The 26,060-nt window shown below is 63.5% G+C and carries 24 protein-coding genes and 1 pseudogene; 9 read left to right on the top strand and 16 right to left on the bottom strand.

What is annotated here, in order from left to right:
• The first annotated feature begins 8 nt into the window (after window positions 1-8).
• Window positions 9-953, top strand: coding sequence for an oxygen-dependent tRNA uridine(34) hydroxylase TrhO (gene trhO, locus ACMGE0_RS02385; protein WP_436814251.1), 945 nt, complete (start codon window positions 9-11; stop codon window positions 951-953).
• Window positions 954-1,157: 204 nt separating this feature from the next.
• Here the strand turns inward: trhO and ACMGE0_RS02380 are convergent, their stop codons facing one another.
• The 4 genes from ACMGE0_RS02380 to ACMGE0_RS02365 all read right to left on the bottom strand — a co-directional run bounded on the left by ACMGE0_RS02380 (window position 1,158) and on the right by ACMGE0_RS02365 (window position 5,403).
• Window positions 1,158-1,934 carry a MetQ/NlpA family ABC transporter substrate-binding protein gene (locus tag ACMGE0_RS02380; protein WP_436814250.1) on the bottom strand — a complete coding sequence of 259 codons (777 nt, stop codon included), beginning with the start codon at window positions 1,932-1,934 and terminating at the stop codon, window positions 1,158-1,160.
• 75 nt (window positions 1,935-2,009) lie between these two features.
• Window positions 2,010-2,678: a methionine ABC transporter permease gene (locus ACMGE0_RS02375; protein WP_289669430.1), complete on the bottom strand. Its 669-nt coding sequence runs from the start codon at window positions 2,676-2,678 to the stop codon at window positions 2,010-2,012.
• Entirely contained in the window at window positions 2,668-3,765 is a 1,098-nt protein-coding gene (locus ACMGE0_RS02370; RefSeq protein WP_436814249.1) for a methionine ABC transporter ATP-binding protein, read from the bottom strand. Before ACMGE0_RS02370 ends, ACMGE0_RS02375 begins: the two co-directional genes overlap by 11 nt.
• Window positions 3,766-4,029: 264 nt before the next feature.
• On the bottom strand, window positions 4,030-5,403 hold the full coding sequence (locus tag ACMGE0_RS02365; protein WP_436814248.1) for a GH1 family beta-glucosidase: 1,374 nt from the start codon (window positions 5,401-5,403) through the stop codon (window positions 4,030-4,032).
• 172 nt (window positions 5,404-5,575) lie between these two features.
• Here ACMGE0_RS02365 and ACMGE0_RS02360 point away from each other — a divergent pair, with 172 nt between their 5' ends.
• Together ACMGE0_RS02360 and ACMGE0_RS02355 are read left to right on the top strand one after the other, a co-directional pair.
• A complete protein-coding gene (locus tag ACMGE0_RS02360; protein WP_436814507.1) occupies window positions 5,576-5,884 on the top strand; it encodes a type II toxin-antitoxin system HigB family toxin in 309 nt (102 codons plus the stop codon).
• A gap of 8 nt (window positions 5,885-5,892) precedes the next feature.
• Window positions 5,893-6,270, top strand: a complete 378-nt coding sequence (locus tag ACMGE0_RS02355) for a helix-turn-helix domain-containing protein (protein ID WP_436814247.1) — start codon at window positions 5,893-5,895, stop codon at window positions 6,268-6,270.
• Here ACMGE0_RS02355 and ACMGE0_RS02350 read toward each other — a convergent pair.
• Both ACMGE0_RS02350 and ACMGE0_RS02345 read right to left on the bottom strand, forming a co-directional pair.
• The gene (locus tag ACMGE0_RS02350; RefSeq protein ID WP_436814246.1) at window positions 6,267-7,442 is read right to left on the bottom strand and encodes a Gfo/Idh/MocA family protein; all 1,176 of its coding nucleotides are present in this window, start codon (window positions 7,440-7,442) and stop codon (window positions 6,267-6,269) included. The genes ACMGE0_RS02355 and ACMGE0_RS02350 overlap by 4 nt on opposite strands.
• Window positions 7,443-7,622: 180 nt before the next feature.
• Window positions 7,623-8,675 (bottom strand): sugar phosphate isomerase/epimerase family protein, encoded by a 1,053-nt coding sequence (locus ACMGE0_RS02345; RefSeq protein ID WP_436814245.1) that lies wholly within the window; start codon window positions 8,673-8,675, stop codon window positions 7,623-7,625.
• A 35-nt stretch (window positions 8,676-8,710) separates the two neighbouring features.
• Between ACMGE0_RS02345 and ACMGE0_RS02340 the strand changes: the two are divergent.
• A pseudogene (locus ACMGE0_RS02340) lies at window positions 8,711-8,791 on the top strand (endonuclease domain-containing protein); the annotation flags it as partial.
• Window positions 8,792-8,805: 14 nt separating this feature from the next.
• Here ACMGE0_RS02340 and ACMGE0_RS02335 read toward each other — a convergent pair.
• The 3 genes from ACMGE0_RS02335 to ACMGE0_RS02325 all read right to left on the bottom strand — a co-directional run bounded on the left by ACMGE0_RS02335 (window position 8,806) and on the right by ACMGE0_RS02325 (window position 12,382).
• Window positions 8,806-9,771, bottom strand: a complete 966-nt coding sequence (locus ACMGE0_RS02335) for a substrate-binding domain-containing protein (protein ID WP_436814244.1) — start codon at window positions 9,769-9,771, stop codon at window positions 8,806-8,808.
• 89 nt (window positions 9,772-9,860) lie between these two features.
• Window positions 9,861-10,859, bottom strand: coding sequence for an ABC transporter permease (locus ACMGE0_RS02330; RefSeq protein ID WP_436814243.1), 999 nt, complete (start codon window positions 10,857-10,859; stop codon window positions 9,861-9,863).
• Window positions 10,859-12,382, bottom strand: a complete 1,524-nt coding sequence (locus ACMGE0_RS02325; RefSeq protein WP_436814242.1) for a sugar ABC transporter ATP-binding protein — start codon at window positions 12,380-12,382, stop codon at window positions 10,859-10,861. Before ACMGE0_RS02325 ends, ACMGE0_RS02330 begins: the two co-directional genes overlap by 1 nt.
• A gap of 265 nt (window positions 12,383-12,647) precedes the next feature.
• On the opposite strand from ACMGE0_RS02325, the gene ACMGE0_RS02320 reads away from it, so the two are divergent.
• Window positions 12,648-14,057, top strand: a complete 1,410-nt coding sequence (locus ACMGE0_RS02320; protein WP_436814241.1) for a pyridoxal phosphate-dependent decarboxylase family protein — start codon at window positions 12,648-12,650, stop codon at window positions 14,055-14,057.
• On the opposite strand, the gene ACMGE0_RS02315 is transcribed toward ACMGE0_RS02320, so the two are convergent.
• Window positions 14,047-14,940 (bottom strand): LysR family transcriptional regulator, encoded by an 894-nt coding sequence (locus tag ACMGE0_RS02315; RefSeq protein WP_436814240.1) that lies wholly within the window; start codon window positions 14,938-14,940, stop codon window positions 14,047-14,049. The genes ACMGE0_RS02320 and ACMGE0_RS02315 overlap by 11 nt on opposite strands.
• Before the next feature lie 112 nt (window positions 14,941-15,052).
• Here ACMGE0_RS02315 and ACMGE0_RS02310 point away from each other — a divergent pair, with 112 nt between their 5' ends.
• Entirely contained in the window at window positions 15,053-15,931 is an 879-nt protein-coding gene (locus ACMGE0_RS02310) for an aldo/keto reductase family oxidoreductase (RefSeq protein WP_436814239.1), read from the top strand.
• A 204-nt stretch (window positions 15,932-16,135) separates the two neighbouring features.
• Here ACMGE0_RS02310 and xylA read toward each other — a convergent pair whose 3' ends face one another.
• The 5 genes from xylA to ACMGE0_RS02285 all read right to left on the bottom strand — a co-directional run bounded on the left by xylA (window position 16,136) and on the right by ACMGE0_RS02285 (window position 23,172).
• A complete protein-coding gene (gene xylA, locus ACMGE0_RS02305) occupies window positions 16,136-17,446 on the bottom strand; it encodes a xylose isomerase (RefSeq protein WP_436814238.1) in 1,311 nt (436 codons plus the stop codon).
• Between the two features lie 171 nt (window positions 17,447-17,617).
• Window positions 17,618-19,072, bottom strand: a complete 1,455-nt coding sequence (gene xylB, locus ACMGE0_RS02300) for a xylulokinase (RefSeq protein ID WP_436814237.1) — start codon at window positions 19,070-19,072, stop codon at window positions 17,618-17,620.
• Between the two features lie 27 nt (window positions 19,073-19,099).
• On the bottom strand, window positions 19,100-20,140 hold the full coding sequence (locus tag ACMGE0_RS02295) for a LacI family DNA-binding transcriptional regulator (RefSeq protein ID WP_436814236.1): 1,041 nt from the start codon (window positions 20,138-20,140) through the stop codon (window positions 19,100-19,102).
• 202 nt (window positions 20,141-20,342) lie between these two features.
• Window positions 20,343-21,935, bottom strand: coding sequence for a DHA2 family efflux MFS transporter permease subunit (locus ACMGE0_RS02290; RefSeq protein WP_436814235.1), 1,593 nt, complete (start codon window positions 21,933-21,935; stop codon window positions 20,343-20,345).
• 19 nt (window positions 21,936-21,954) lie between these two features.
• On the bottom strand, window positions 21,955-23,172 hold the full coding sequence (locus tag ACMGE0_RS02285; RefSeq protein ID WP_436814506.1) for an HlyD family secretion protein: 1,218 nt from the start codon (window positions 23,170-23,172) through the stop codon (window positions 21,955-21,957).
• A 134-nt stretch (window positions 23,173-23,306) separates the two neighbouring features.
• Here ACMGE0_RS02285 and ACMGE0_RS02280 point away from each other — a divergent pair, with 134 nt between their 5' ends.
• From ACMGE0_RS02280 to ACMGE0_RS02270, 3 genes are all read left to right on the top strand, one after another.
• Entirely contained in the window at window positions 23,307-24,008 is a 702-nt protein-coding gene (locus ACMGE0_RS02280) for a TetR/AcrR family transcriptional regulator (protein ID WP_436814234.1), read from the top strand.
• A gap of 99 nt (window positions 24,009-24,107) precedes the next feature.
• Window positions 24,108-24,866 carry a TerC family protein gene (locus tag ACMGE0_RS02275; protein ID WP_436814233.1) on the top strand — a complete coding sequence of 253 codons (759 nt, stop codon included), beginning with the start codon at window positions 24,108-24,110 and terminating at the stop codon, window positions 24,864-24,866.
• 32 nt (window positions 24,867-24,898) lie between these two features.
• The gene (locus tag ACMGE0_RS02270; protein ID WP_436814232.1) at window positions 24,899-25,342 is read left to right on the top strand and encodes an NUDIX domain-containing protein; all 444 of its coding nucleotides are present in this window, start codon (window positions 24,899-24,901) and stop codon (window positions 25,340-25,342) included.
• Between the two features lie 129 nt (window positions 25,343-25,471).
• On the opposite strand, the gene ACMGE0_RS02265 is transcribed toward ACMGE0_RS02270, so the two are convergent.
• Window positions 25,472-26,017 (bottom strand): glutathione peroxidase, encoded by a 546-nt coding sequence (locus tag ACMGE0_RS02265; RefSeq protein ID WP_436814231.1) that lies wholly within the window; start codon window positions 26,015-26,017, stop codon window positions 25,472-25,474.
• Between the last annotated feature and the right edge of the window lie 43 nt (window positions 26,018-26,060).

The raw sequence follows: 26,060 nt of genomic DNA, 5'->3' as shown, positions 1-26,060 counted from the left end.
TCAGCGCCATGACAGACAACCCGACCCAGCCCCGCCCGGAGGCGACCGGCGCCTTCCTCGTGGCCGCGCTCTATCATTTCGCGCGCTTCGAACGCTTCGAGGCGTTCCGCGAACCGCTGCAGACGTTCTGCGACGGGAACGGCATCAAGGGCACGCTGCTGATCGCCCGCGAGGGCATCAACGGCACCGTCGCCGGCTCGGACGAGGCGATCGCCCGCCTCGTCGCCTATCTGCGCGCCCAGCCGGAATTCGCCAATCTGGAGCACAAGGAAAGCCGGGCATCGAAAATGCCCTTCCTGCGCATGAAGGTGCGGCTGAAGAAGGAAATCGTGACGATGGGCGTCGAGGACATCGATCCCAACCGCATCGTCGGCACCTATGTCGATCCGAAGGACTGGAACGCGCTGATCTCCGATCCCGAGACGATCGTCATCGACACGCGCAACGACTACGAGACGGCGATCGGCACCTTCAGGGGCGCCGTCGATCCGAAGACCAGGACGTTCCGCGAATTTCCGGACTGGGTGCGCAACAATCCCGGCCTGCACAACAAGCCGAAGATCGCCATGTACTGCACCGGCGGCATACGCTGCGAGAAGGCGACAGCCTTCATGAAGGAACAGGGCTTCGAGGACGTCTATCACCTGAAGGGCGGCATCCTGAAATACCTGGAGGAAGTGCCTCAAGAGGAAAGCTTCTGGGAAGGCGCCTGCTTCGTCTTCGACGAGCGCGTTTCGGTCGAGCACGGCCTGAAGGAAGGAAACCATAAGCTCTGCCACGCCTGCCGCAACCCGATCACCGCCGAAGAAGTCACCTCGCAATATTACGAGGAAGGTGTCTCCTGCTCGAACTGCTATCACACGCGCACCGAGGAGGACCGGCAGCGCTACCGCCAGCGCCAGCACCAGATCGCGCTCGCCAAAAAGCGCGGCCGGAAGCATATCGGCGGGTAGGTGCGAAGACCGGCCCCTCACCCCGCCTCCGCTTCGCTCGGCGCACCCTCTCCCCGCAAGCGGGGCGAGGGGAAACGGAGACGCCGCGGCATATTTCCTTCTCCCCGCCCGCGGGGAGAAGGTGGCGGCAGCCGGATGAGGGGCGCTATGACAAAGGCCGGCCTCCCATCGGAAGCCGGCCCTCATATGTTTTGAACTGACCGCTTACCAGGCGGCGATGACCGCGCCCTTGAACTCGGTATTGACGAACTCCTTCACCGCGTCGCTGTGATAGGCCTCGATCAGCGTCTTGACCCAGGCGGCGTCCTTGTCCTTGGCGTTGACGGCGATGATGTTGATATAGGGAGCCTTTTCGCCTTCGCGGGCGATCGGATCGGTCTTCGGGTTGAGACCGGCTTCCAGCGCATAGTTGGTGTTGATCACCGAAGCGTCCACATCGTCCAGCGAGCGTGGAAGCTGGGCGGCGTCCAGTTCGGCGAACTCGATCTTCTTCGGGTTCTCGGTAACGTCGGCCGGGCCGATCTTCAGGCCCTTGGCGGCATCCACCTTGATGAGGCCCTGATCGGCGAGGATCAGGAGCGCGCGGCCGCCGTTCGTCGGGTCGTTCGGGATGGCGATCGTCGCGCCGTCCTTCAGCTCGGAAAGGCTCTTCGCCTTCTTGGAATAGACGCCCATCGGGAAGTTGACGGTCTGGGCGACGCTGACGAGATCGAACTTGCGGTCGGCCACCTGGTTGTCGAGATAGGGCTGGTGCTGGAAGGAATTGGCGTTGAGTTCGCCGTCCGCCAGCGCCTGGTTCGGCACGACGTAGTCGGAGAATTCCAGGATTTCGATATTGAGGCCCTTGGCGGCCGCGATTTCCTTCACCTTTTCCATGATCTGGGCATGCGGACCGGGCGTCACGCCGATCTTGATGTCTTCGGCGAAGGCCGTGGCGACGGAGAAGGCGGCGAAGGCGGCCGCCAGGATGAGCTTCTTCATGGATGTCTCCTTTTATCGTTTGAACGGTTTGTCATGCGGCCAGTCTTGGGAGGCTGGATTTCGGGGATGCTGGAATCAGGTCTTGCGGCTGCGCTTGTCGAAACGGCGGGCGAGCGCATCGCCGAGACTCTGGATCGCCTGCACGAGCACGATCAGCACCACGACAACGGCAAGCATCACGTCCGGCATGAAGCGCTGGTAGCCGTAGCGGATGCCGAGATCGCCGAGACCTCCGCCGCCGACCGCGCCGACCATGGCCGAATAGCCGACCAGGCTGACGAGCGTGAGGGTGAGCGCCAGGGTGAGCCCCGGCTTCGCCTCGGCGAGCAGCACCTTGAAGACGATCTGCAGCGGCGTGGCGCCCATGGCGCGTGCGGCCTCGATCAGCCCTTTGTCCACCTCGCGGATCGCCGCCTCCGCAAGCCGCGCGACGAAGGGAATGGTCGCGACGGTGAGCGGCACGATCGCCGCATAGGTGCCGATCGACGTGCCGGTGACGAGGCGCGTGAAGGGAATGATCGCCACGACCAGGATGATGAAGGGCGTCGAACGCGCCGCATTGACGATCGCGCCGATGATGCGGTTGCTGACCGGCGCCGGGAAGAGCTCGCCCTTGCCGCTGGTCGCCAGGAACACGCCGATGGGCAGGCCGATCAGCGAACCGATCAGACCGGCGGCGGCAACCATTTGAAGGGTTTGCGAAAGCGCCTTGAGAAGCAGGTTGAAGAGCATGTCAGGCGACATAACCGAGCACCTCCGTTTGAAGTCCGGTTTCGCGGTAGAAGCGCTCGGCGCGGGCCCGCACCTCCGGCGTCGCCGCATAGGAGATGACCAGCGAACCGTAGGGCTCGCCGGCGATCTCGTCGATCGTGCCGGCGATGATGTTCACTTCCGAGCCGAGCTCCTGGATGAGCTTCGAGATCAAAGGCTGCTGCGCCGTCTCGCCGAAGAAGGTGACGCGCACCACGGCGCGCGATACGGCCTGCGGCGTCGCGGCAAGCTTGCGGGCGATCGCTTCCGGCAGCTTGGCGCCGGCAAGCCCGGACAGCAGCGCCCGGGTCGTCTCTTGCTTCGGGTCCGTGAAGACGTCGAAGGTGCGGCCCTTCTCGACGATCTTGCCGCGGTCGATCACCGCGACGTCGGAGGCGATGGTCTTCACCACTTCCATCTCGTGGGTGATGAGGAGCACGGTAAGGCCGAGTTCGGCATTGATCTGCTTGAGGAGCGCCAGGATGGACTGGGTGGTTTCCGGATCGAGCGCCGAGGTCGCCTCGTCGGACAAGAGCAGCTTCGGCGCGGTGGCGAGCGCCCGGGCGATGCCGACGCGCTGCTTCTGGCCGCCGGAAAGCTCCGAAGGATAACGTCCGGCCTTGTCGCCGAGGCCGACGAGATCGAGGAGCGGCCCGACCTTGTCCTTGATCGCCTGTCTGCCGAGGCCGGCAATTTCGAGCGGCAGCGCGACGTTCTCGAACGCCGTGCGCGAGGAAAGCAGGTTGAAATGCTGGAAGATCATGCCGACCTGGCGGCGCAGATCCCGAAGCCCGCTTTCGGCAAGTCCGCCGACTTCGACGCCGTCCACGACGACACGGCCGGACGTCGCTTTTTCGAGGCCGTTGACGAGACGGATCAGCGTCGACTTGCCGGCGCCGGAACGGCCGATAATGCCGGTGATGGCGCCGCGGGCGACGGAAAGGTCGATGCCGTCGAGCGCGGTGAACTGGTTCTGGCCGTTGCTGCCGAAGCGCTTGGTCACCGCTTCGAAGGCGACCATGGGTGCGGCCTCTGCCTGAGGCAGCGGGGCGGAACGGGCCGCGGCATGTGCGAGTTTCATTTCAGGCTCTCAGAGTTCAGTCAGGTCATCCCGGCGACAGGATCGCCGTTTCCGTTCATGCGGCCCAGTTACAGGACTACGCGGCACATTCGATGACAGGTGACTTTCCGGAGCATTGCGATCGGCTTTCGTCTGAGACCGGGCGGCCTCTTTTCGATGCCGCATAAATGCCCGGACACGCGGACGTTTAACAGGGATGATTTTTCAATTATCCTGAAGTACAGGAAAATCTTTCTCGCATCTGCGAAATCACCCCGGTTTAAATCACCCGGGCTTGTGGTTGCCTTTCGGAAACAGCGAGACAAGCTCGCGATACCACTTGCCGCTCCTCTTGATCGTCCGCTCCTGGGTCTCGTAGTTCACGTGCACGAGGCCGAACCGCATGCGGTAGCCTTCGGCCCATTCGAAATTGTCCATCAGGCTCCAGGCGAAGTAACCCTTCATCGGATAGCCGTCCCCGATAAGGTCTGCCACGATATTGAGGTGCTCGATATAATAATCCAGACGCGGCTGGTCATCCACCTCTCCGTTTTCCGGCTCCATATTGTAGCAGGCGCCGTTCTCGGTGATGTAGCAATCCGGCAGGTCGTAACGGCGGTAGAGATCCTCGACGAGCAGCTTGAGGCCGGGCGCGTAGACTTCCCAGCCGATATCCGTCCTGACGTCGCTGGCGCGCTTGGCTTCCGCCGTCCAGGGAAAATCGCCGTTGCGCTCCGGATCGTCGTGGACGCGGAGCGGCGTGTAGTAGTTGAGACCCCACCAGTCGAGCTTCTGGTTGATGATCTTGAGGTCGCCCTCCTCCACCGCCGGCATGCGGTCTCCGAGCGCCTCGATGAATTCCTTCGGGTATTCGCCCTTGAAGACCGGATCGAAGAAGGCGCCGTTGTGGAACTGGTGGGCGCGTTCGCCGGCGGCGAGATCGGCCGGGCTGTCGGAACCCGGAATGACCGAGCTCGCATTGATGACGATGCCGACCGGCACGTTCGGCGTCACATGGCGGATCGCCTCGACGCCGAGGCCGTGGGCGAGGTTGACATGATGCATGGCGGCAAGCGCGGCTTCCATGTTCCGCTCGCCCGGTGCATGGATGCCGTAGAGGTGGCTGAGCCAGACGATGCACCAGGGCTCGTTGAAGGTCGCGACCGCATCGAGCCGGTCGCCGAGCCGGGCCATCACCACCTTGGCATAGCGCTGGAAGGCATAGGCGGTCGAACGCGCGGCCCAGCCGCCCTCCCCCATCAGCGAAAGCGGCAGATCCCAATGGTAGAGCGTCGCATAGGTCTTGATGCCGCGCGCCTTGCAGCCGTCGATGAGCCGGTCGTAGAAATCCAGGCCCTTCTCGTTGATGCGGCCGGTGCCTTCCGGAATGATGCGCGGCCAGGCGATCGAGAACCGATAGGCCCCGACGCCCATGTCCTTGATCAGGTCGAGATCTTCTTCCCAGCGGTTGTAATGATCGCAGGCGACATCGCCGTTGTGGCGCTGATAGACCCGGCCCGGCATGTTCGAAAAGGCATCCCAGATGGAAGGCTTGCGGCCGTCCGCCTTGGCGGAGCCCTCGATCTGGTAGGAGGCGGTCGCGACGCCGAACAGGAAATCGCCGGGGAAGCGGGCAGAGAGCGTCTTCGGGTCGATCATGGTGCCAGCCTCCTGCTTCTTCGGCCAGAAATCCGATGTTTTGCGGGCGGTTTAGCGAAGGCGGGCGCAGTTGTACAGGCTTGCGGCCCAGATTTCTGCAACGTTGCAGATAGGAAGGTTACCTGATCGCTACATCTTGTTTCCAATTTGGGAACAGGCTATATAGGTGGCAATGCGTGTCATAGCGAAATCGACGCTCGTCAAGTTCTGCCAGGGGCTACCGAAGGGACAGCGAGCCGTTGCCGAGGCCGCCATTACGGAATGGTACACGACCACCTCGAATGCCGGATGGAAGAACTTTGCGGACGTCAGGGCGACATTCAATTCCGCTGACTATGTGTCCGGCGGCAAGATCGTCTTTGACATAGGCGGCAACAAGTATCGCCTCGTCGCGCTTATCGGTTTTCGGACCCAAAGAGTATTCATATTATTCGTGGGTACGCATGCCGACTATGATCGCATCGATGTGGCAAAGCTCTGAGGCTGAAGATGGATATCAGTTCTGTACGCACTCTGCTGAACGAAGCGGAATACGAGGAAGCTCTAAGGGCTGTACGGCCCTATTTCGAAAACGAGCCCGACGCCGGAACGGAAGAGGCTGCTCATTTCGATGCGCTCGTGCTGCTGATCGAAGACTACGAGGCAAAGCACTATCCTATCCCTGAAGCCTCGCCGGTCGAGGTGCTGAAATCGGTCATGGAAGCGAACAACTATACGCGCGCCGATCTCATCGAGATCCTCGGCTCGAAATCACGGGCTTCCGACCTGCTGAACGGACGGCGCGAGATCAATCTCGACCAGATCAAGAAAATCAGCCGGGCCTGGAATATCCCGCCCGGCGCACTGATCGGTGATCTGGTTGTTTAACCGAGCTTCACCCAGGCGCCGTTCTTCTTCGACGACGCGACGCAAGCTTCTATGAAGGCCACGCCCTTTACGCCGTCATCGACGGTCGGGTAGATAACGGCCTTCTCGGGCTTGGCGCCCTTCTTCTTTGCGTTGATGGCGTGCGCCGCCTCCGTATAGATCGTCGCGAAGGCTTCCAGATAACCTTCCGGATGTCCGGACGGGATGCGGGAAACGCGGGCGGCGGCGGGGCCGGCGCCGGCGCCGTTGCGGGTAATCAGCCGCTTCGGCTCGCCGAAGGGCGTGAACCACAGGTAGTTCGGATCGGCCTGCACCCATTCGATGCCGCCCTTGGTGCCGTAGACGCGGATTTTCAGGCCGTTCTCATGCCCGGGCGCCACCTGGCTGCACCAGAGCATGCCCTTGGCGCCGCCTTCGAAGCGCAGCAGCACATGCGCATTGTCGTCGAGCCTGCGGCCTTCCACGAAGCTGTCGAGATCGGCAGCGAGGCTTTCGAGCGTCAGCCCGGTGATGAATGAGGCGAGGTTGTAGGCATGGGTGCCGATATCGCCGGTCGAACCGCCCGCGCCCGACTGGGCCGGATCGGTGCGCCAGACTGCCTGCTTGGCGCCGGTCTGCTCGACAGCCTCGGTCAGCCAGTCCTGCGGATATTCCACCTGCACGACGCGGATTTTGCCCAGATCGCCGTTCGCGATCATCTCGCGCGCCTGCCGGACCATCGGATAGCCCGTGTAGTTATGGGTGAGGATGAACAGCGCGTCGCTCTCGTCGGCCACCTTCTTCAGCTTTCTGGCATCGGTAAGGTTCGAGGTCAGCGGCTTGTCGCAGATGACATGGATGCCGCGGCGGAGGAATTCCTTGGCGGCCTCGTAGTGCACGTGGTTCGGCGTGACGATCGAGACGGCCTCGATACCGTCCTTCAGGCGGGCTTCCCGGATCGCCATCTCCTTGTAGCTGCCATAGGTGCGGGACGGATCGAGCCCGAGATCGCGGCCCGATGCCATCGCCTTTTCCGGCGTCGAGGAAAGAGCCCCCGCCACCAGCTCGAACTGGTCGTCCAGCCGCGCCGCCATGCGGTGCACCGCGCCGATGAACGCGCCCGCGCCACCGCCCACCATGCCGAGCCGGATGCGGGGCTCGCGCGCCTGTTCGTCCTTGCCTTCGATTGCCATAGTGATGTTCTCCTAGAAACCTCTGTTTTACAAAGAAATCCCCTCTGGCCTGCCGGCCATCTCCCCCACAAGGGGGGAGAAAACAAGCGGCCCCGCCTCCGTCTCCATCGGTACGGAAAAGCAGCGCGGCAGGTTAAGCCCCTCCCCCTTGTGGGGAGGGGTTGGGGAGGGGTTTTCTCTTTAAAGCCCAAGCATCCGCCGGTTGGCAGCCTCATCGGTGCCGCCGGAGGCGAAATCGTCGAAGGCCTTTTCCGTGACGCGGATGATATGCGCCTTCACGAACTCGGCCCCTTCCCGCGCCCCGTCCTCGGAATTTTTAAGCGCGCATTCCCACTCGACCACGGCCCAACCGTCGAAATCGTTGGCCGCCATCTTGGAGAAGATCGCCCCGAAATCGACCTGCCCGTCGCCCGGCGAGCGGAAACGCCCCGCCCGCTGCACCCAGCCCTGGTAGCCGCCATAGACGCCCTGCCGTCCGGTCGGGTTGAATTCCGCGTCCTTGACGTGGAACATCCTGATCCGGTCCTTGTAGATGTCGAGATGGTCGATGTAGTCGAGGCACTGCAGCACGTAATGCGACGGGTCGTAGAGCATGTTGGCTCTGCTGTGGTTCTTCACACGCTCCAGGAACATCTCGAAGGTGACGCCGTCATGCAGGTCCTCGCCCGGATGGATCTCGTAGCAGACGTCGACGCCGCACTCTTCCGCATGGTCGAGGATCGGCGTCCAGCGCCTGGCGAGTTCGTCGAAGGCGGTCTCCACGAGACCGGCGGGACGCTGCGGCCAGGGATAGAGATAAGGCCAGGCGAGCGCGCCGGAAAAGGTCGCATGCGCCTTGATGCCGAGGTTCTTGGAAGCCGAAAGCGCCATCTTCACCTGCTCGACGGCCCATTCCTGCCGCGCCTTGGGATTGCCGCGCATTTCCGGCACGGTGAAGCCGTCGAAGGCCTCGTCATAGGCCGGATGGACGGCGACGAGCTGGCCCTGCAGATGGGTGGAAAGCTCGGTCACCTCGACGCCGTTCTGGCGCGCGATGCCGGCGAATTCGTCGCAATAATCCTTGGAGGTGGCCGCCTTTTTGAGGTCGATGAGCTGGGCGGCCCAGGTCGGCACCTGAACGCCGATATATCCCTTCTCCGCCGCCCATTTGGTGATCCCGTCCCAGGAGTTGAACGGCGCGGCGTCTCCCGCGAACTGGCCGAGAAAAATGGCAGGGCCCTTGATCGTCTTCATGGTATTTCCTCTTCAAATAGCGAGCGCCGAAAAATGGCGCCCCCTCATCCGACCCTTCGGGCCACCTTCTCCCCTCGGGGAGAAGGTGCCGGCAGGCGGATGAGGGAGCCGCAGGTATGTCTGCCGGAAATCAGAACGGAGAGTCCGGGAAGTAGAAGTTCTCGGCGTTGTCCTTGGTGATCAGGGTTGCGTCGAGGATGTATTCGCCGCTCACCGGAACCTGGTCGTAGAAGTTGGCGGCGGTGAGCTGCATGGCGGTCGCCACCATCGCCGGCGGATAGAGCACGTCGACCGGCACCATCTTGTCGCCGTCCATGACGCGCTTGATCATGTCCTTCGAGCCGGCGCCGGCGACGATATACTGGATATCGGTACGCTTGGCCTGCTCGATGGCTTCGAGAACGCCGACGGCCATGTCGTCGTCCTGACACCAGACCACGTCGATCTTCGGGTACTTGGTGAGATAGTCCTGCATGACGCGGAAGGCGTCGTCGCGGTTCCAGTTGCCGTACTGGCGTTCCAGGATCTTGACGCCCGAACCGGCAATGCCCTTGTCGAAACCGTCCTGGCGCTGCTGGTCGATCGGAATCGGCAGGCCGCGGATGACGACGACCTCGGCATTCGGCGTGGTCTCGGCGATGTATTTGCCGGCGACTTCGCCGAGCGCCGGGTTGTTGCCGGCGACGTAGAGATCGCGGATCGAGTTGTCGTTGACGGAAGGCGCGCGGTCGACCAGCGCCACGAAAGCGCCCGAGTCCTTGACCTGCTGGATGGCGTTGACGAGCGGATCCGGATCGGACGGCAGGATGACGAGCGCATCGAGGCCCTGGACCGCCAGGTCCTGCACCGCGTTCGCCTGGCTTGCCGCGTCCGGCGAGGTCTTGACGATGACGTTGAGGCCCGGATGCTCCTGCATCAGGAGCTTGGCGACGCGTTCGGCGTGGAACACGACACCGGCGGTCCAGCCGTGGTCGGCGGCAGGAATGGAGACGCCGATCGTCACCTTTTTCTCTTCCTGCGCCCAGCCGAGGCCGGGCCCGGCGGCAACGGTAGCGGCAAGCGCCGCAGCGGCCAGCCCGAAAGTTCTTCTACGCATGTTCTCTCTCCCACAAGTTCTACGGGGTCTTTGGTTATGGGACCGGGCGCGACCCTTCAGCCCGGCCAATTTCTCTAAGCGCGGCCGCGCTATTTCCGCATCAGCGACCGCTGCACGAGCATGGCGATGATGATGATCGCCCCCTGGATCGCGCCGATGAGATATTCGCTGACGAAGTTCGAAAGCAGCATGATGTTGCCGACGATTTCCAGGATGAAGGCGCCGCAGACCGTGCCCCAGATGCGCCCGACGCCGCCCCGGAGCGCCGTGCCGCCGACGACGACGGCGGTGATCGCCTGCAGCTCCCAGAGAATGCCTGTCGTGGCGGAGGTGGAGCCGAGGCGCGGCACGTAGAGCAGCACGGCGACCGCGACGCAGAGGCCCTGGACGACATAGGCGATGGTGCGAACCCTGTTGACCGAGATGCCGGAATAGCGCGCCACCTCCTCGTTGGAGCCGACCGCGATCACATGCCGGCCGTAACGGGTGCGATAGAGCACGAAGGCGGCGATCGCGGCGGTGACGAAGATGATGGCGATCGGCACCGGAATGCCGAAAATGTCGCCGAAATAGACCGGCCGGTAGAGCGCCTGCAGCTCGCGGTCGCGCAGCGTGATCGCCCCGCCCTGGCTGAGCCAGGTCGTCAGCCCTCGATAGATGCCCATCGTGCCGAGCGTGGCGATGAAGGGCTCGATCCCGCCGAGCGTGGTGATCAGGCCGTTGAAAAGCCCGCAGGCTGCGCCGAGCGCGATCGCCAGCAGCATCGCGGTGATCAGCATGAACATCGGGTCGGCGATCGCGCCGGAATTCATGAACAGGATCATCAGGCTCGCCACGAAGGCGACCATCGAGCCGACGGAAAGGTCGAGCCCGCCGGACGAGATCACATAGGTCGCGCCGAGCGCGATGATCGCGATGAAGGCGCTGCGGGTGATGACGTTCATCAGGTTGGCGACCGAAATGAAGTTCGGATTGGCGAAATAGCCGAGCACCAGGAGCAGCGCGAGCGCGATGAACGGCGCGATCGCCGCCATGTCCCAGTCCTTCGAAGTCTTCGGCGTCTTGGCCTCGGTGACGACGGTGCTCATCACGCAGCCTCCCCGGATTTGACGCCTGTCGCAAGCTGGACGATCTCGTTCTCGTTCATATGCTCTCCCGTCACCTCGCCGACGATCCGGCCGGACCGCATCACGAGGATGCGGTCGCAGATGCCGATCAGCTCGGGCATTTCGGAGGAGACGACGATGATCGAGCGCCCCTCCTCCGCCAGCCTGGCGATGAATTTGTAGATCTGTTCCTTGTTGCCGATGTCGATACCACGCGTCGGCTCATCGATGATGACGACCTGGGGATCGAGCAGCATCATCTTGGCGAGCAACAGCTTCTGCTGGTTGCCGCCGGAAAGCTGGCCGGCAAGGATGTCCTTGCGGCCGGTGCGGATGTCGAAATCGCGGATCGCCTGGTCGAGCGCATCGCTCTCCTTTTTCCGGTCGATCTGCAGCGCGCCGACGAACCTGCCGAGCGAGGCGAGCGTCAGGTTGACGCGCAGATCCTTGGTGAGCAGCAGGCCCTTGCCCTTCCGGTCTTCGGAAAGATAGGCGATGCCGGCCTTCAGGCTCGCATGCACGTCGTGGAAACTGACGGGCCGGCCGTTGAGGCGAACGCTGCCCCGGCTGGGCCTCAGGCCGACAAGGCCTTCCATGAGCTCCGTGCGGCCGGCCCCGACGAGGCCGGCGAAGCCGAGGATTTCTCCCTTGCGGAGCGCGAAGGACGCATCCTGCGCGTAACCCGGCACGTTGAGGTGCTGCACCTCCAGCACGGTCTCGCGCGCTTCCGCCGCCTGGCGGTCCGGATAGAGCTTTGCGACGTCGCGGCCGACCATCAGCCGGGCCATGTCGGCGGGCTCCAATTCGCTCGCATCGTGGGAGGCGACGAGCCGGCCGTCGCGCAGCACGGTCACCCGGTCGGCGATCTCCTTCACCTCCGGCAGGCGATGGGAAATGTAAAGCACGCCGACGCCCTTGGCGCGGATGTCCTTGATGACCTTGAGCAGCGCTTCGGTCTCGTGCGGCGTCAGCGACGCGGTCGGCTCGTCGAAGATGACGATGCGGTGCGGCACGAGCAGCACGCGGGCGATCTGCACGAGCTGGCGCTGGGCGATCGACAGGCGCGAGACGATGGCGTTCGGATCGATGTCGCCGCCGAGATCGTGGATCGCCTTGGCCGCGCCCTCGTTCATGGCGCGGTCGTCGACCGTGAGGCCTCGCCTGAGCTCGCGGCCGAGATAGATGTTCTGCGCGGCGGTGAGGTCAGGTGCCAACAGGATTTCCTGGTGCACCAGCACGATGCCGCGATGTTCCGCATCGACCGGGCCGGAAAAGGTGACGGCCTCGCCGTCCATCCGGATCTCGCCTCTCGTCGGCGGCTGATTGCCGGCGAGAATCTTCATCAGCGTCGACTTGCCGGCGCCGTTCTCGCCGATGATGGCATGCACCTCGCCGGCGCGGACGGTGAGATTGATGTCCTTCAGCACCTCGACGATGCCGAATGTCTTGGAAAGGCCCGTCGCTTCCAGGAGCAGAGCGGATGAACCGGATGGAGCGGCATTCATCGCCGGCCACCCGCAAAACGACAGCCGCGCGCGATCCGACACCGGACCGCCGTGAGACCGACAGCGTGTATGAAAATGATGGACTGCACCCGAACTCCTCCCACTCGAAAACGCTAGCCTAGATTCTGAGGTACGTAAAGCAGGATTCACCCCACAGGCGGCGGTTGGCATCGCGACTGTCTTCACAAATAGGAGTATATTGGTTTCGTGGCGGGTGACCAGCCATTCGGGACAAAGGCGCCGCCGGACTTGGGGGGAGAACATCATGACCACCGAGACACTGTTTTCGAACGCGGCACGCCTTGCATCCCGGTTTCGCGAATCGATTTCCGAGCGCCCTCACCGCCCGCAGCAGGATTACGCCAATGCGGTCCGGGCCTTTTCCGAGGACCTGCCCGGTCATGGAACCGGCATGGGGGATGTCCTCGAGCTGCTTGCGGAAAAGGCGGATCCCGGGCTTCACCTGATGACCGGTCCCCGTTTCTTCGGCTGGGTTATCGGCGGCTCCCATCCGATGGGCGTCGCAGCCGATTTCCTGACGAGCGCCTGGGGGCAGAATGCCGGAAACCACACGGCTTCCCCCGCCGCGGCGGCGGTCGAGCTGATTGCTTCCCGCTGGCTCCTCGACGTTCTTTCCCTGCCGCGCGACTGCTCCGTGGGCTTCGTGACCGGCGCCACCGTTGCCAATTTCACCTGTCTGGCGGCCGCGCGGGGCGAAGTGCTGCGGAATGCCGGCTGGGATTGCGATGCGGACGGCCTGTTCGGCGCACCGCCGATCACCGTGCTGATCGGAGACGACGCGCACACGACGGTCTTCTCCGCCCTTCAGTTCCTGGGCCTCGGCCATGACCGCGTCGTCAGGGTTGCGACGGACGATCAGGGCAGGATCGACAACGCATCCTTTGCACGGTCCATCGCCCCGGTGGACGGCCCGGTGATCGTCATCCTGCAGGCGGGGCAGATCAATACCGGCGCCTTCGACGACTTTGCCACGCTTATCCCGCTGGCGAGGAAAAAGAAGGCGTGGGTGCATGTCGATGGAGCCTTCGGCCTCTGGGCCGGCGCTTCGCCTCGGACGCGCCAACTGGCCCGCGATGCCGGCGATGCCGACAGCTGGGCCACCGACGGCCACAAATGGCTGCAGACCCCTTACGACAGCGGTTATGCGATCGTCAGAAAGGAAGCGGCCCACCGGCGCGCCATGACGATCGCCGCCAGTTATCTGCCGCTTGCCGGAGAAGATGAACGCGACCCCTCCCATTACGTGCCGGAACTTTCCCGGCGGGCCCGCGGATTTGCGACATGGGCGATGATGAAGCATCTCGGGCGCGACGGAATAGCCGCGCTGATCGACAACGCCTGCGACGCGGCCGCCGTGCTGGCGGAAAAACTCTCGGCCGAGCCCGGGATTGCGATTGCCAACGAGGTGGTGCTCAACCAGGTCGTCGTGCGCTTCGGGAGCGATCTTCCGGATGAACAGGCCGATTGGCTGACGCGGCAAACGGTTTCCAGGCTGCAGCAGGAAGGATCGATCTTCGCGGGCGCCGCCGCCTGGCGGGGCCGGCAGGTGATGCGCCTGTCGGTCTGCAACTACCAGACGACCGCTGCCGAGGCGGCGAATGCCGCCCGAACGATCATCGAGGCCTATCGCGCCGAAAGATCTGCTAGGCCTTGACGAAGTCGATGAAGGCCCTGAGCGGCGCCGGAACCAACCGCCGGCCGGGATAATAGAGAAACGGGCCGGAAAAGCTCAGCCACCAGTCGGGAAGCACGGGTTCGAGCGCGCCGCTGTCGAAATGCGGCTGGAGCCAGTCTTCGAACAGACAGACGATACCGCCGCCGGCGATGGCGCATTTCACGCCGAGATCGACCCCGCTTGCGGTCTGCACGACCAGGACGGGCGGCGGATCGATCCGTACCGTCTCGCCGTTGCGCTCGAATTCCCAATCGGCCATCGCTCCGCTTGCAAACCGGTTCCGGATGCACCGGTGATCGATCAGCTCCCGCGGATGGACCGGACGGCCGTGCCGGTCCAGGTAGGCTTTCGACGCAGCCGCGGCGAACCGCTGCACGCGCGGGCCGATCGGGACGGCGATCATGTCCTGTTCCAAACGTTCTTCGTAGCGGATGCCGGCGTCGCAACCGGAGGCGAGTACATCGACGAAAGTGTCGTCCGTCATGATTTCCAGACGAATGTCCGGATAGGCGGCGAGAAAGCCCGGCACGATGTCCGGCAAGACGAGGCGCGCGGCGCTGATCGGCACATTGAGGCGCAGCACGCCGGCCGGCCGGTCGCGAAAGCCGTTGACCACGTCGAGCGCCGCCTCCATTTCGGCAAACGCGGGAGCAAGCCGGTTGAGCAGCCCGCGGCCCGCTTCCGTCAGCGCGACGCTGCGCGTGGTTCGGTTCAGCAGACGCACGCCGATTTCCGCTTCCAGCCGCCGCACCGCCTCGCTCAGCCCCGAGGCGCTGCCGCCGCTGGACCTCGCCCCCTCGCGGAAGCCACCGGCCCGGGCAACAGCCAGGAACGCTTTGAGATCACCCAGTTCGACGGCCATCTGCTCTTATCCTCATTGTCCGCCACAGCGTACAGCATGTCCGCATTACCTGTCTTATAAAAACAGCGGGAATCCATATTTTCCACCCGGATCTGATGACAAGGAGAAGACCATGTCCGACATCGAACATTCAGGCACATTCGCGCTCGGCTCCCACACTGTGAAACGCATGGGCTACGGCGCCATGCAGCTCGCAGGCCCCGGCGTTTTCGGGCCGCCCAAGGATCGCGCTGCCGCCGTTGCGGTTCTCCGCGCCGCGATCGAAGCCGGCGTCGACCACATCGATACGAGCGACTTCTACGGGCCGCACGTCACCAACCAGATCATCCGCGAGGCCCTTCACCCCTATCCGGATAATCTCACCATCGTCACCAAGGTGTCGGCCAGGCGCGGCCCGAATGCCGAATGGCTCCCCGCCATGTCCAAAGAGGAGCTGACCGCCGCAGTCCACGACAATCTTCGCAATCTTGGCGCAGACGTCATCGACGTGGTCAATTTCCGCTCCATGCTCGATGTGCACGGCCCGGCGGAAGGCTCGATCGAGGAGCAGGTGACGGTGCTTGCAGACCTGCAACGTCAGGGCCTGATCCGCCATATCGGCCTTTCCAACGTCACCGTGAAGCAGGTAGCCGACAGCCGCAAGATCACCGAGATCGTCTGCGTCCAGAACATGTACAACGTCGCTCAGCGGCAGGACGACGCCCTGATCGACCAGCTTGCGGAGCAAGGCATTGCCTACGTGCCCTTCTTCCCGCTCGGCGGCTTCTCGCCGCTCCAGTCCTCGACATTGAACGCCGTCGCCGAGGGGCTCGGTGCGAAGCCCATGCAGGTAGCGCTCGCCTGGCTCCTGCGCCGGTCGCCGAACATCCTGCTGATCCCCGGCACGTCTTCCGTCGCGCATCTGAAGGAAAACCTCGCGGCCGCCGCACTCCACCTGCCGGACGACGCCATGCGCGAGCTGGATGGGATTGGCGGCAAGCAGGCTGCTTGAAGCGGGCGGCCACCACCCCCTCTGGCCTGCCGGCATCTCCCCCACAAGGGGGGAGAAAACAAGCCGCCCCGCCTTCGCTTCCATCGGCACTGAAAGCGGCGCAGCAAGTTAAGCCCCTCCCCCTTGTGGGGGTCCGCAAGGACGGGTCGAGACAAGAGGCCCGACCCCGGTCGGGTTGGGGAGGGGAATGACTTGCGTCAGACCTCACACGTATCTGTTGACGACGTTTTCGAGATATTCCTGGCGGCCGGAGACGGGCTCCGGGTTGATGTCGTTCTTCTCGACCCAGGAGGCAATGTCGTCGAGCTTATACTCGCCGCGCAGCATCTTCTGGTATTCGGGGCTGTCCCACTTCTCGTAACGCGCATCGAGCGGGATCTTCAGCGCGCCGTCGTCCAGCATCCTGACCGCTGCCTTGAGGCCGCGGGCGCAGCAATCCATGCCGCCGATATGGCCGATCAGCAGGTCCTGCGGATCGAGCGATTGGCGGCGCAGCTTGGCGTCGAAATTCGTGCCGCCGTTCTGGAAGCCGCCGCCCGCCAGCACATGGTAATAAGCGAGCGCCATTTCCGGCACATTGTTCGGGAACTGGTCGGTATCCCAGCCGGACTGCATGTCGTTGCGGTTCATGTCGATCGAGCCGAAGATGCCGAACGTGTTCGCCATGGCGATCTCGTGCTCGAAGGAATGTCCGGCAAGGATCGCATGGCCCTGCTCGATATTGACCTTCACTTCCTTCTCCAGCCCGTTCTTCTGCAGGAAGGCATAGACGGTCGAGACGTCGTAGTCGTACTGGTGCTTGGTCGGCTCCTGCGGCTTCGGCTCGATCAGGATCGTGCCTTCGAAGCCGATCTTGTACTTGTATTCGACGACGAGGTTGAGGAAACGGCCGAGCTGGTCGAGCTCGCGGGTGAAGTCGGTATTGAGAATGGTCTCGTAGCCCTCGCGGCCGCCCCAGAGCACGTAGTTGACGCCGCCGAGGCGCTTGGTGGCGTCGAGGCAGGTCTTCACGGTCGCCGCGGCGAAAGCGAAGACGTCGGGGTCCGGATTGGTGGCGGCACCCGCCATGTAGCGGCGATTGGAGAAGAGGTTCGCCGTGCCCCAGAGCAGCTTCACGCCGGTTTCCGCCTGCTTCTTCTCGAAGTAATCGACGATCTCGTTGAGGTTCTTCGTGTTTTCCGCGAAGTTGTTGCCCTCCGGGCGAACGTCGGCGTCGTGAAAGCAGTAGAAAGGCGCGCCGAGCAACTGGAAGAATTCGAAGGCGACGTCGGCCTTCATCTTCGCCGCTTCCATCGTGTCGGAAAACCACGGACGTAGAAAAGTCTGGCCTCCGAACGGATCGCCGCCCGGCCAGGTGAAGGTGTGCCAGTAGGCCACCGCGAAGCGCAGGTGATCCTCCATGCGCTTGCCGGCGACGATCTCCTCCGGGTTGTAATGGCGGAAGGCGAGCGGATTGGTGCTCTCCGGCCCTTCATATCTGATCTTCTGGATGTCTCCGAAAAAGCCTGTGGTCATGGTTGGTTCCTCCTTGGGATTGGGTTGTCGGTTGGTGAGCAGGCCCCCCTCATCCGCCTGCCGGCACCTTCTCCCCGCTGGGGAGAAGGGATTTGCAGCGGCGCCTCCGTCCCCTTCTCCCCTCGGGGAGAAGGTGGCCCGAAGGGCCGGATGAGGGGACCTTTCAAATTCTCAATGCACCAGCGACCGGATCGCCGGATAAGCAGCCCGGTATCGCCCGTAAGCAGTCTCGTAAGCCTCGGAGAGAGCCGCAACCGGTTCGACCGTCTCCTCCGTCTTCGGTGCCGTGCAGACCGCAAGCGGATCGGCGCCGGTCGCAGCGATGAGGCCGAGCCGTGCCGCGCCGAAGGCCGCCCCGAAATCGCCGTCCGCCGGGATATCCACCGGCACGCCGAGCGACGTCGCGATGGATTGCAGCCAATAGCGCGAGCGCGAGCCGCCGCCGATCGCGGTGACGCGGGAAATCGAGGTGCCGGCGGATTTCAGCGCCTCCAGATTGTCGCGGATCGCAAACGTCACGCCTTCGAGCACCGCCTGGGTCAGCACCGCGCGGCTCGACTCGTGTCCGAGGCCGATGAAGGCACCGCGGATGGCGGCATCGTTGTGCGGCGTGCGCTCGCCGGAAAGATAGGGCAGGAAAGTGACGCCGGTCGGCGCCTTGAGCTCCTCGCCAAGCTCCTGGCTAAGCTCGGCCGCGGATTTGCCGGCGATGTGAGAATACCAGTTGAGCGCATCGGTGGCCGAAAGAATGACGCCCATCTGGTGCCAGGTCTTCGGCAGGGCGTGGCAGAAGGCGTGCACGGCGCTTTCCGGCTTCGGCAGATAGGAAGCGTTGGCGGCAAAAAGCACGCCGGACGTGCCGAGCGAGACGAAGGCATGGCCCTCGCCCACCGTGCCCATGCCGCAGGCGGATGCCGCATTGTCGCCCGCCCCGCCGGCAACGACGACATCCCCGGAAATGCCCCAGGCAGAGGCGAGCTCAGCGCGCAGCTTGCCGGCCTGCCCGGTGCCTTCCACCAGCGACGGCATCTGCTCCTCGGAAAGGTCGGTGGCGGCGAGAAGCTCGGGCGACCATTTTCTGGCACCCGTGTCGAGCCATGAGGTGCCCGCCGAATCCGACATTTCGGAAATGTGCTCGCCGGTGAGCCAAAAGCGCAAGAAATCCTTCGGCAACAGGACTTTGGCGACTTTTGCGAAGATCTCAGGTTCGTGCTTCTTCACCCAGACGAGCTTCGGCGCGGTGAAGCCCGGAAAGACGATATTGCCGGTGATCCTGCGGAAACGCGGATCGGCATCGAGCGCGGCGGCCTCCTCGTGGGAACGGGTGTCGTTCCAGAGGATGCAGGGGCGCAGCACCCTGTCCTCGGCATCGACGAGCGTCGCGCCGTGCATCTGGCCGGAAAGGCCGATGCCCTTCACGGCGGCAAGCTCCTTCGGGAATTTCGCCTTGAGGCCGGCGACGGCTTCTTGCGTTGCACGGATCCAGTGGGCCGGGTCCTGCTCCGACCAGCCGGAATGCGGGCGCGAGACATCGAGCGCGCCGCTCGCCGAGCCGACGATCTTCTGATCGCCGTCGATCAGCATCGCCTTGACGCCGGAAGTGCCGAGATCGAGACCCAGATACATGGTGTTTCTCCTTTATGCCTCTGCCTCTCAGGGCAGATTGTCCTTCAGGAATATGTCGATGCGGATGCGTTCCTGCGCGGCGATCACCGGCAGTCCGTCCGCCTTGGCCTTCAAGACGCGGATGGCGCTGCGAACCTCATGGCCCGCATCCTGGTTCAGCACCGCGTCGACGGCGCCGTCCATCAGCGCCGCGCGCGTCGAGGCCGTGAGCTCATGGGCGATGACGACGGGCCGCTTCGGCATCCCGGCCTCCTGCACCGCGCGGATGAGGCCGCGGTTTCCCGCGCCGAGACTGTAGATGCCGGCCATGTCCGGATGACGGCGGAGCGCATCCGATATCATCCTTTCGGCAAGCGCCGGGTCGTCGCGGCCTTCGAGCACCGGCAGGATAAGGACACCCGGATAGTTGTCCTTGATGACGGCGGAAAAGCCTTCCAGCCGCTCCCGGTGGTCGCGCACCAGCATGGAGCCGGCGAGCACGGCGACGGTTGCCCCTCGTTCACCCGGGAAGTGGCCGGTCAGAAAACGGCCCATCAGGCTGCCCGCCGTGCGGCCGGCGGCGATATTGTCGATGCCCGCATAATGGTCGCGCGGAGAGTCCGGCAGGTCGGAAACGAGCGTCACCATCGGGATGCCCGCTTCCCTGAGCCGACCCGCCGCGGCGCGGACGTCCGGCGCGTCGATGGCGACGAAGGCGACGCCGGCCGGCTTTTCCGCAAGCATCTTGTCGAGTGCTGCGACCAGCGCCCCGGGATCGAAGGGAGGCACGTCGAGGATGCGGATGTCTGTGCGCTCGGCGCTCGATCGGGCGATGGCGCCGCGTACCTCCTCATGCAGGCCGATCATGAAGGAATTGTCGTTGGCCGGCAGGACGAAGACGAAGGAATAGGTGCGGCCCTTGGCGAGGTTGGCGGCGGCGAGATCGCGCACGTAGCCGAGGGACGCGATCACCTCCTCGACCTTCGAGCGGGTGACCGCCCGCACGCCCGGCCGGTCGTTGAGAACCCGGTCGACGGTCGCCAGGCTGACGCCTGCGATCTTCGCGATGTCGTGGACAGTGGGCTTCATGGACTCCTCCGCAAGAGGTCGTAGCCCAATTTTTGAGGTACGTAAATCAGAATTTGCGGAGGCTCGCGGGAATCCCGCCGTTCAAGGAAAAAGGGCCGCTGCTTGCGCAGCGACCCCTTTCCGGCGGTGGAACCTGTGAACTCTTTAATTTCGCATGCCGTTGCCCCGAAACCGGCTCCCGCTTCCGGGCGGCAGAGCGGGATCAATGACCGCCGCCGCCGGCGCCTGCCGGCCGTGCGGGTTTGGCGATCAGGAAGACGAAGAAGATCAGGCTGCCGAACAGCGCCGTCAGGATGAAGAAGACATCCATGAAGGACAAGAGCCAGGCCTGCTGGGTGATCATCTCCGAAATCCTCTTCAATGCCGCCGAATCCCCGTCCATGCCATAGGAGTTGAAATTGCCGGCAACGCTGTTCAGCCACTCGAGCGCAGCGGGATTGCCGTAGTTCACGTGTTCGGCGAGCCGCGCGTAGTGCTCGTCCGAGCGCTGGGTCAGCATGGTGTTGATGATCGCAAGGCCGACGGCGCCGCCGAGGTTGCGGGTCAGGTTGAAAAGGCCCGACGCGCCCTGGATGCGCTGCGGCGCCAGCGTGCCGAGCGCGATGTTGCTGATCGGCACCATGCACATCATCATGCCGAAGCCGCGCAGGATCTGCGGCAGGAACAGTTCCCAGAAATCCCAGTCGGCGGTGATGCCGGTCATCAGCCAGGTTCCGGCCGCAAAGGAGCCGAAGCCGATCGCCATCATGATGCGCAGGTCCACGATGTTCGAGAGCCGCCCGACGATCGGCGCGGAGACGAACATGGCAATGCCGGAGACGAACATCGTCTCGCCGATCATCAGCGAATCGTAACCGCGGATGCGGCCGAGATAGAGCGGATAGAGATAGGTGAGCCCGTAGAGGCCGACGCCCATGATGAAGGAGAACAGAGAGCCGAAGGCGAAGTTCGCATTGGTAAAGGCTCTCAGATCCACGATCGGGAACTCGACCTTGAAGGCCCGCCAGAAGAAGACCACGGCGCCGATGGCGATGAAGACGGCGCCGACGACGATCCTCTCGTCGCTGAACCAGTCCTTGTTGTTGCCCTCTTCCAGCACGTATTCCAGCGAGCCCAGGAAGACGGCCATCGAGATGAGCCCCCACCAGTCGAACCTCTTCATGAGCTGCAGCTGCGGTTTGTCGAAATCGATCATCGTGAAGGTGACGGCGGTGACGAGGATGCCCGGAATGATGTTGACCAGGAACAGCCAGTGCCAGGAGAAGGAATTGCTGAGATAGCCGCCGACGGTCGGGCCGATGGTCGGCGCGAGCGTCGCGACGAGGCCGATGATCGGCGAGACGATGCTGCGCTTCGACGGCGGGAAGATGGTGAAGGCGGCCGCGAAGACGGACGGGATCATGCCGCCGCCGATGAAGCCCTGCAGCGCCCGGTAGACGATCATCTGTTCGATGTTGGTCGCTGTGGCGCAGAGCGCGCTGGCTATGGTGAAGCCCGCCGCGCATATGGAAAAGAGGTAACGCGTGGAAATGATGCGCGCCAGCGTGCCCGACAGCGGGATCATGATCACTTCGGCGATCAGATAGGAGGTCTGCACCCAGGCGATCTCGTCCGAGCCGGCGGAGAGGCCGGCCTGGATCTCCGCGAGCGATGCGGAGACGATCTGGATATCCAGGATCGACATGAACATGCCGAAGACCATCGCGAAGAAGGCGATGAGCTTGCGCCGGTCCATGGGTTGGTCGGCGGGCATTGCCATAGATGGGGTGCCCGCCACGGCCGTTGCGTCTGCCATGGCCGTTCTCCTTGAAGCTTTACTTGACGGCAGCGGTCGCGGTGGGTTCCGGAGCCGTGCGGGTGTCGACGTCGACGACGACGCTGAGCCCCGCCCGCAGGTGCTCGCGTTCCAGCACGTCCTCCGGGATCGAGATGCGGACCGGCACGCGCTGCACGACCTTGGTGAAATTGCCCGTGGCGTTTTCCGGCGGCAGCATCGAGAAGACGGCGCCCGACGCCGGCGCGATCGACACGATGGTGCCCTCGACCGTGTGGTCGTCATAGGCGTCCACATGCACGCGCACCTTCGAGCCCGGCTGCAGATGGCCGATCTGGGTCTCCTTGAAATTCGCCTCGATATAAAGCTCGGTAAGCGGCACCAGCGAGGCAAGCCGCTTGCCGACGGAGACGAGGTCGCCCGTCTGGACGGCGAGATTGCCGATGACGCCGTCATACGGCGCCTTCAGGACCGTGAAGTTGAGGTCGCGCTGGGCCTGGTCGCGGGCAAGTTCCTGGGTGCGGACGGTATTGACCTCTTCCTTGCGCTGCGCCTGCAGGAGACCGATATTCGCCTCCGCGGAAGCGACGGCAGCCTGGCCGGCGACGAGATTGGCACGCGCCTGTTCGAGCGCGATCTGGGCGTTGTCGAGATCGGCCGTCGTGCCGGCGGACTTCGCCGCCAGTTCGCTCGCCCGCTTGTAGGTGATCTCGGCGCCGCGGACGGCGGCTTCGAGCGCCCCCTGCTGGGCCTTGGACTGGTCGAGCGCCGCCTTGCCGCCGACGATCTGCGCGTCTATGCGCGCCACGGCAAGATTGGCGGATTCGACCGCGGCGTCTGCCTTTTCGAGCGCCAGCCTGTAATCGCCGTCGTCGAGCGTGACGAGCGGATCGCCGGCCTTGACGGACTGGTTCTCGATGACGTTCACCTTGGCGACGTAACCTGATACCTTGGGCGAGATGACGGCGATATCGCCTTCCAGATAGGCGTCGTCGGTCGAAACCAGGAACCGTCCGTCGGTCCACCAGTTGTAACCGTACCAGGCCGCGCCACCGAGGAGGGCAAGTGCGATGATCGGCAGCAGCAGGCTGCGTCTTTTCTTCTTTTCGGGCGCCTTCTCGGCTGCCGGCGCCGCGATCGCTTCCGCTGCGGCGGGCTGTTCTGCGGCAGGCGTGTTCTCGCGCGCTTCGGCTTCCACCAGGCGAGCATTATCCGTCGTCACGGCGCGCAGTGCGCCCGCATTCTGAGAGGCCGTCATCTTCATGTACCGTCTTGGGAGTTGGCTATTCTATCGAACCGATCGGTTCTGTGCGCTTGACATAGACCTTTCGATGACACATATCAAGAGCAATCGAACCACTCGGTTCGAAAAGGTTAAAAAAAGGCATTGAGATGGTCAGGCAGACAGGGAAGCTGGAAAAATCCGATCCGGGTCCAGCCGGACGTTTCGCAGCGGGCGAGGATCCTGCGAAGCGCGAACAGATCATCGACGGCGCCAAGGCCGTCTTCATGAAACTCGGCTTCGATGCGGCCAGCATGAACGACATCACCCGCGAGGCGGGCGTCTCGAAGGGCACGATCTACGTCTATTTCCAGAACAAGGAAGATCTCTTCGGCGCGATCGTGGCCCGTGAGAAGGAGCGCATCACGGCCCGGATGCGCGATATTCTCGCAGGCAGCGAAGAGGTCGAGGACGGGCTCTACCGTTTCGGCATCGGTTTTGCCACCCATATCACCTCGCCCTCGGTGATCGATGCGATGCGCACCGTGATCGGCGTCGTCGACCGCATGCCGAGCCTCTGTCGGCATTTCTTCAATTCGCCCTCGATGAACGTCCGCACGGTGCTGGAGGACTTCATCAGGCGCCACATCGAACTCGGCAACCTCAAGGTTGAGGATACCGATCTGGCGGCCCGCCAGTTCATCGACATGACGAGCGGCACGTTCTTCAAGCTCCGGCTGTTCGGCGATCTCGACGGCGTGCCGCCGAAGTACGAACTCGAGCGTGCGGTCAGGGGCGCCATCCGCGTGTTTATGGCCGCGTATGGCACGCATGACGCACCCGCGATGAGGAAAACGGCGGAAACCGCCTGATTTCAGGAAGTTGCAACGCAACCTCCTCTTGTCTTTGCGTCTCCAGCTCTTAAATCGGACGGGGCAATTACGCCTTGCGATTGAGAACAGGAGAGATGGATGGACATTGCAGCGCTCGTAGCAGACCCGGCGGCCTGGGTAGCGCTCGTTACACTCGTGGTCATGGAGGTCGTGCTCGGCATCGACAACCTGATCTTCATCTCCATCCTCACCAACAAGCTTCCGCCCGAACATCGTGACAGGGCCCGCAAGATCGGCATCGGGCTTGCGCTCATCATGCGGCTTGGGCTTCTCGGCACCATCGCCTGGATCGTCCAGCTTACCCAGCCGGTCTTCACACTCTTCGATCATCCCTTCTCCTGGAAGGACATGATCCTGATCGCCGGCGGTCTCTTCCTCGTCTGGAAGGCGACCAAGGAAATCCATCACAGCGTCGATCCGGTCGACCACAAGGAGGACATGGTCGGCGGCACGGCGGCCATCACCTTCGGCTCCGCGATCATCCAGATCCTGATCCTCGACCTCGTTTTCTCGATCGACAGCATCATCACCGCGGTCGGCATGACACCCCATGTGCCGATCATGTTCATCGCCGTGATCGCCGCCGTCACCGTGATGCTGCTTGCCGCGACGCCGCTTGCGAACTTCATCGAGCGCAACCCGACCATCGTCATGCTGGCGCTCGCCTTCCTGCTAATGATCGGCACGACGCTGATCGCCGAAGGCATGGGCTTCCACGTGCCGAAGGGCTACGTCTACGCCGCCATGGCCTTCTCGGCGCTGGTCGAGGTCTTGAACATGTGGGCGCGCAACGCCCGTGAACGGAAGAAAAAGGCCGGCCAGACGGCGGTACATTGACACATACCGCGAAGGCGGCGGATAGGTGGATCATGTCCTATATCCATCGCCTGCGGCTGCTGATCGGCGCCGAGCTTCTCCTATATCCAAGCGTTGCAGCCGTGATCCGTGATGCGGACGGCAGGTTGCTTCTGCAGGAAAAGCGCTCAGGCGAAGGCTGGAGCCTGCCTGCCGGAGGGATCGAACCGGGCGAGACCCCGCAAGATGCTGTGTTGCGGGAGGTGCTGGAAGAGACCGGCTTCGAAGCGCGGGTATCGGCGATCCTCGGGGTCTTCGGCGGCAAGGATTTCCGCTATACCTATCCGAGCGGCGACCGCGTCGAATATGTCGTGACGCTGTTTCTGTGCGAAACTACCGGCCGCTCCTCCGCGCCGCTCGACAGTGAGACGAAGAGCATCCGGTATTTCGCAGAAGACGAGATGCCGCCGCTGGCACTTCCCTATCCGAAGGACGTGTTGTTTGGCAGAACGAAATAACTGGCTGGTTCAGCGGCACGCTATTGTCTCTGGTGTCTCTGGCGATGCTCCAGGTCCACAATTCCCTTCCTGACTTCCCCTCTCCGGCAGAGATGACCCGCGGTCGAAGCCGCGAGCCACGATGCCGCTTCAACCTTTCGCCAGCTCCTGGTCGATCGCCGAGACGAGCCGGCTGTCCTCCGCCGTCACATCCGGCGCGAAGCGGGCCTTGATCTCGCCGTCGCGGCCGATCACGAATTTCTCGAAGTTCCAGAGGATCTCGCTGTCGTCGGCGACTTCCATGCCGAAGCCGCGCAGGCGTTCCTTCATCGGGCCGTCGCCGGTCACCGGCACGCCGGATCCGGTAAGCTCCCGGTAGAGCGGGTGCTTGTCCTCGCCCTTGACGGAGATCTTCGAGAAGATCGGGAATTTCACGTCATAGGTGAGCGTGCAGAACTCGACGATCTCGGCATCGGTGCCCGGCTCCTGTCCCTTGAAATTGTTCGCGGGGAAGGCGGTGACGACGAAGCCCTGGTCGCGCTTGTCCTCGTAGAGCTTTTCGAGACCCTCGTACTGTTTCGTCAGGCCGCATTTGGAGGCGACGTTGACGACCAGCATCACCTTGCCCTTGTATTCGTTGAGGGAAGTCTCGCGCCCGTCGGCCAGCTTGACTGGAATGTTCAGAACACCGCTCATCGGCAATCTCCAAGAATGTGAAATCGTTAGGCCGCAACAAACT

It is taken from the genome of Neorhizobium descurainiae (assembly GCF_051400715.1).
Classification (GTDB): domain Bacteria; phylum Pseudomonadota; class Alphaproteobacteria; order Rhizobiales; family Rhizobiaceae; genus Neorhizobium.
The sequence above is the reverse complement of the archived record's forward strand: the minus strand, read 5'-3'. Positions and strand labels throughout refer to the sequence as shown.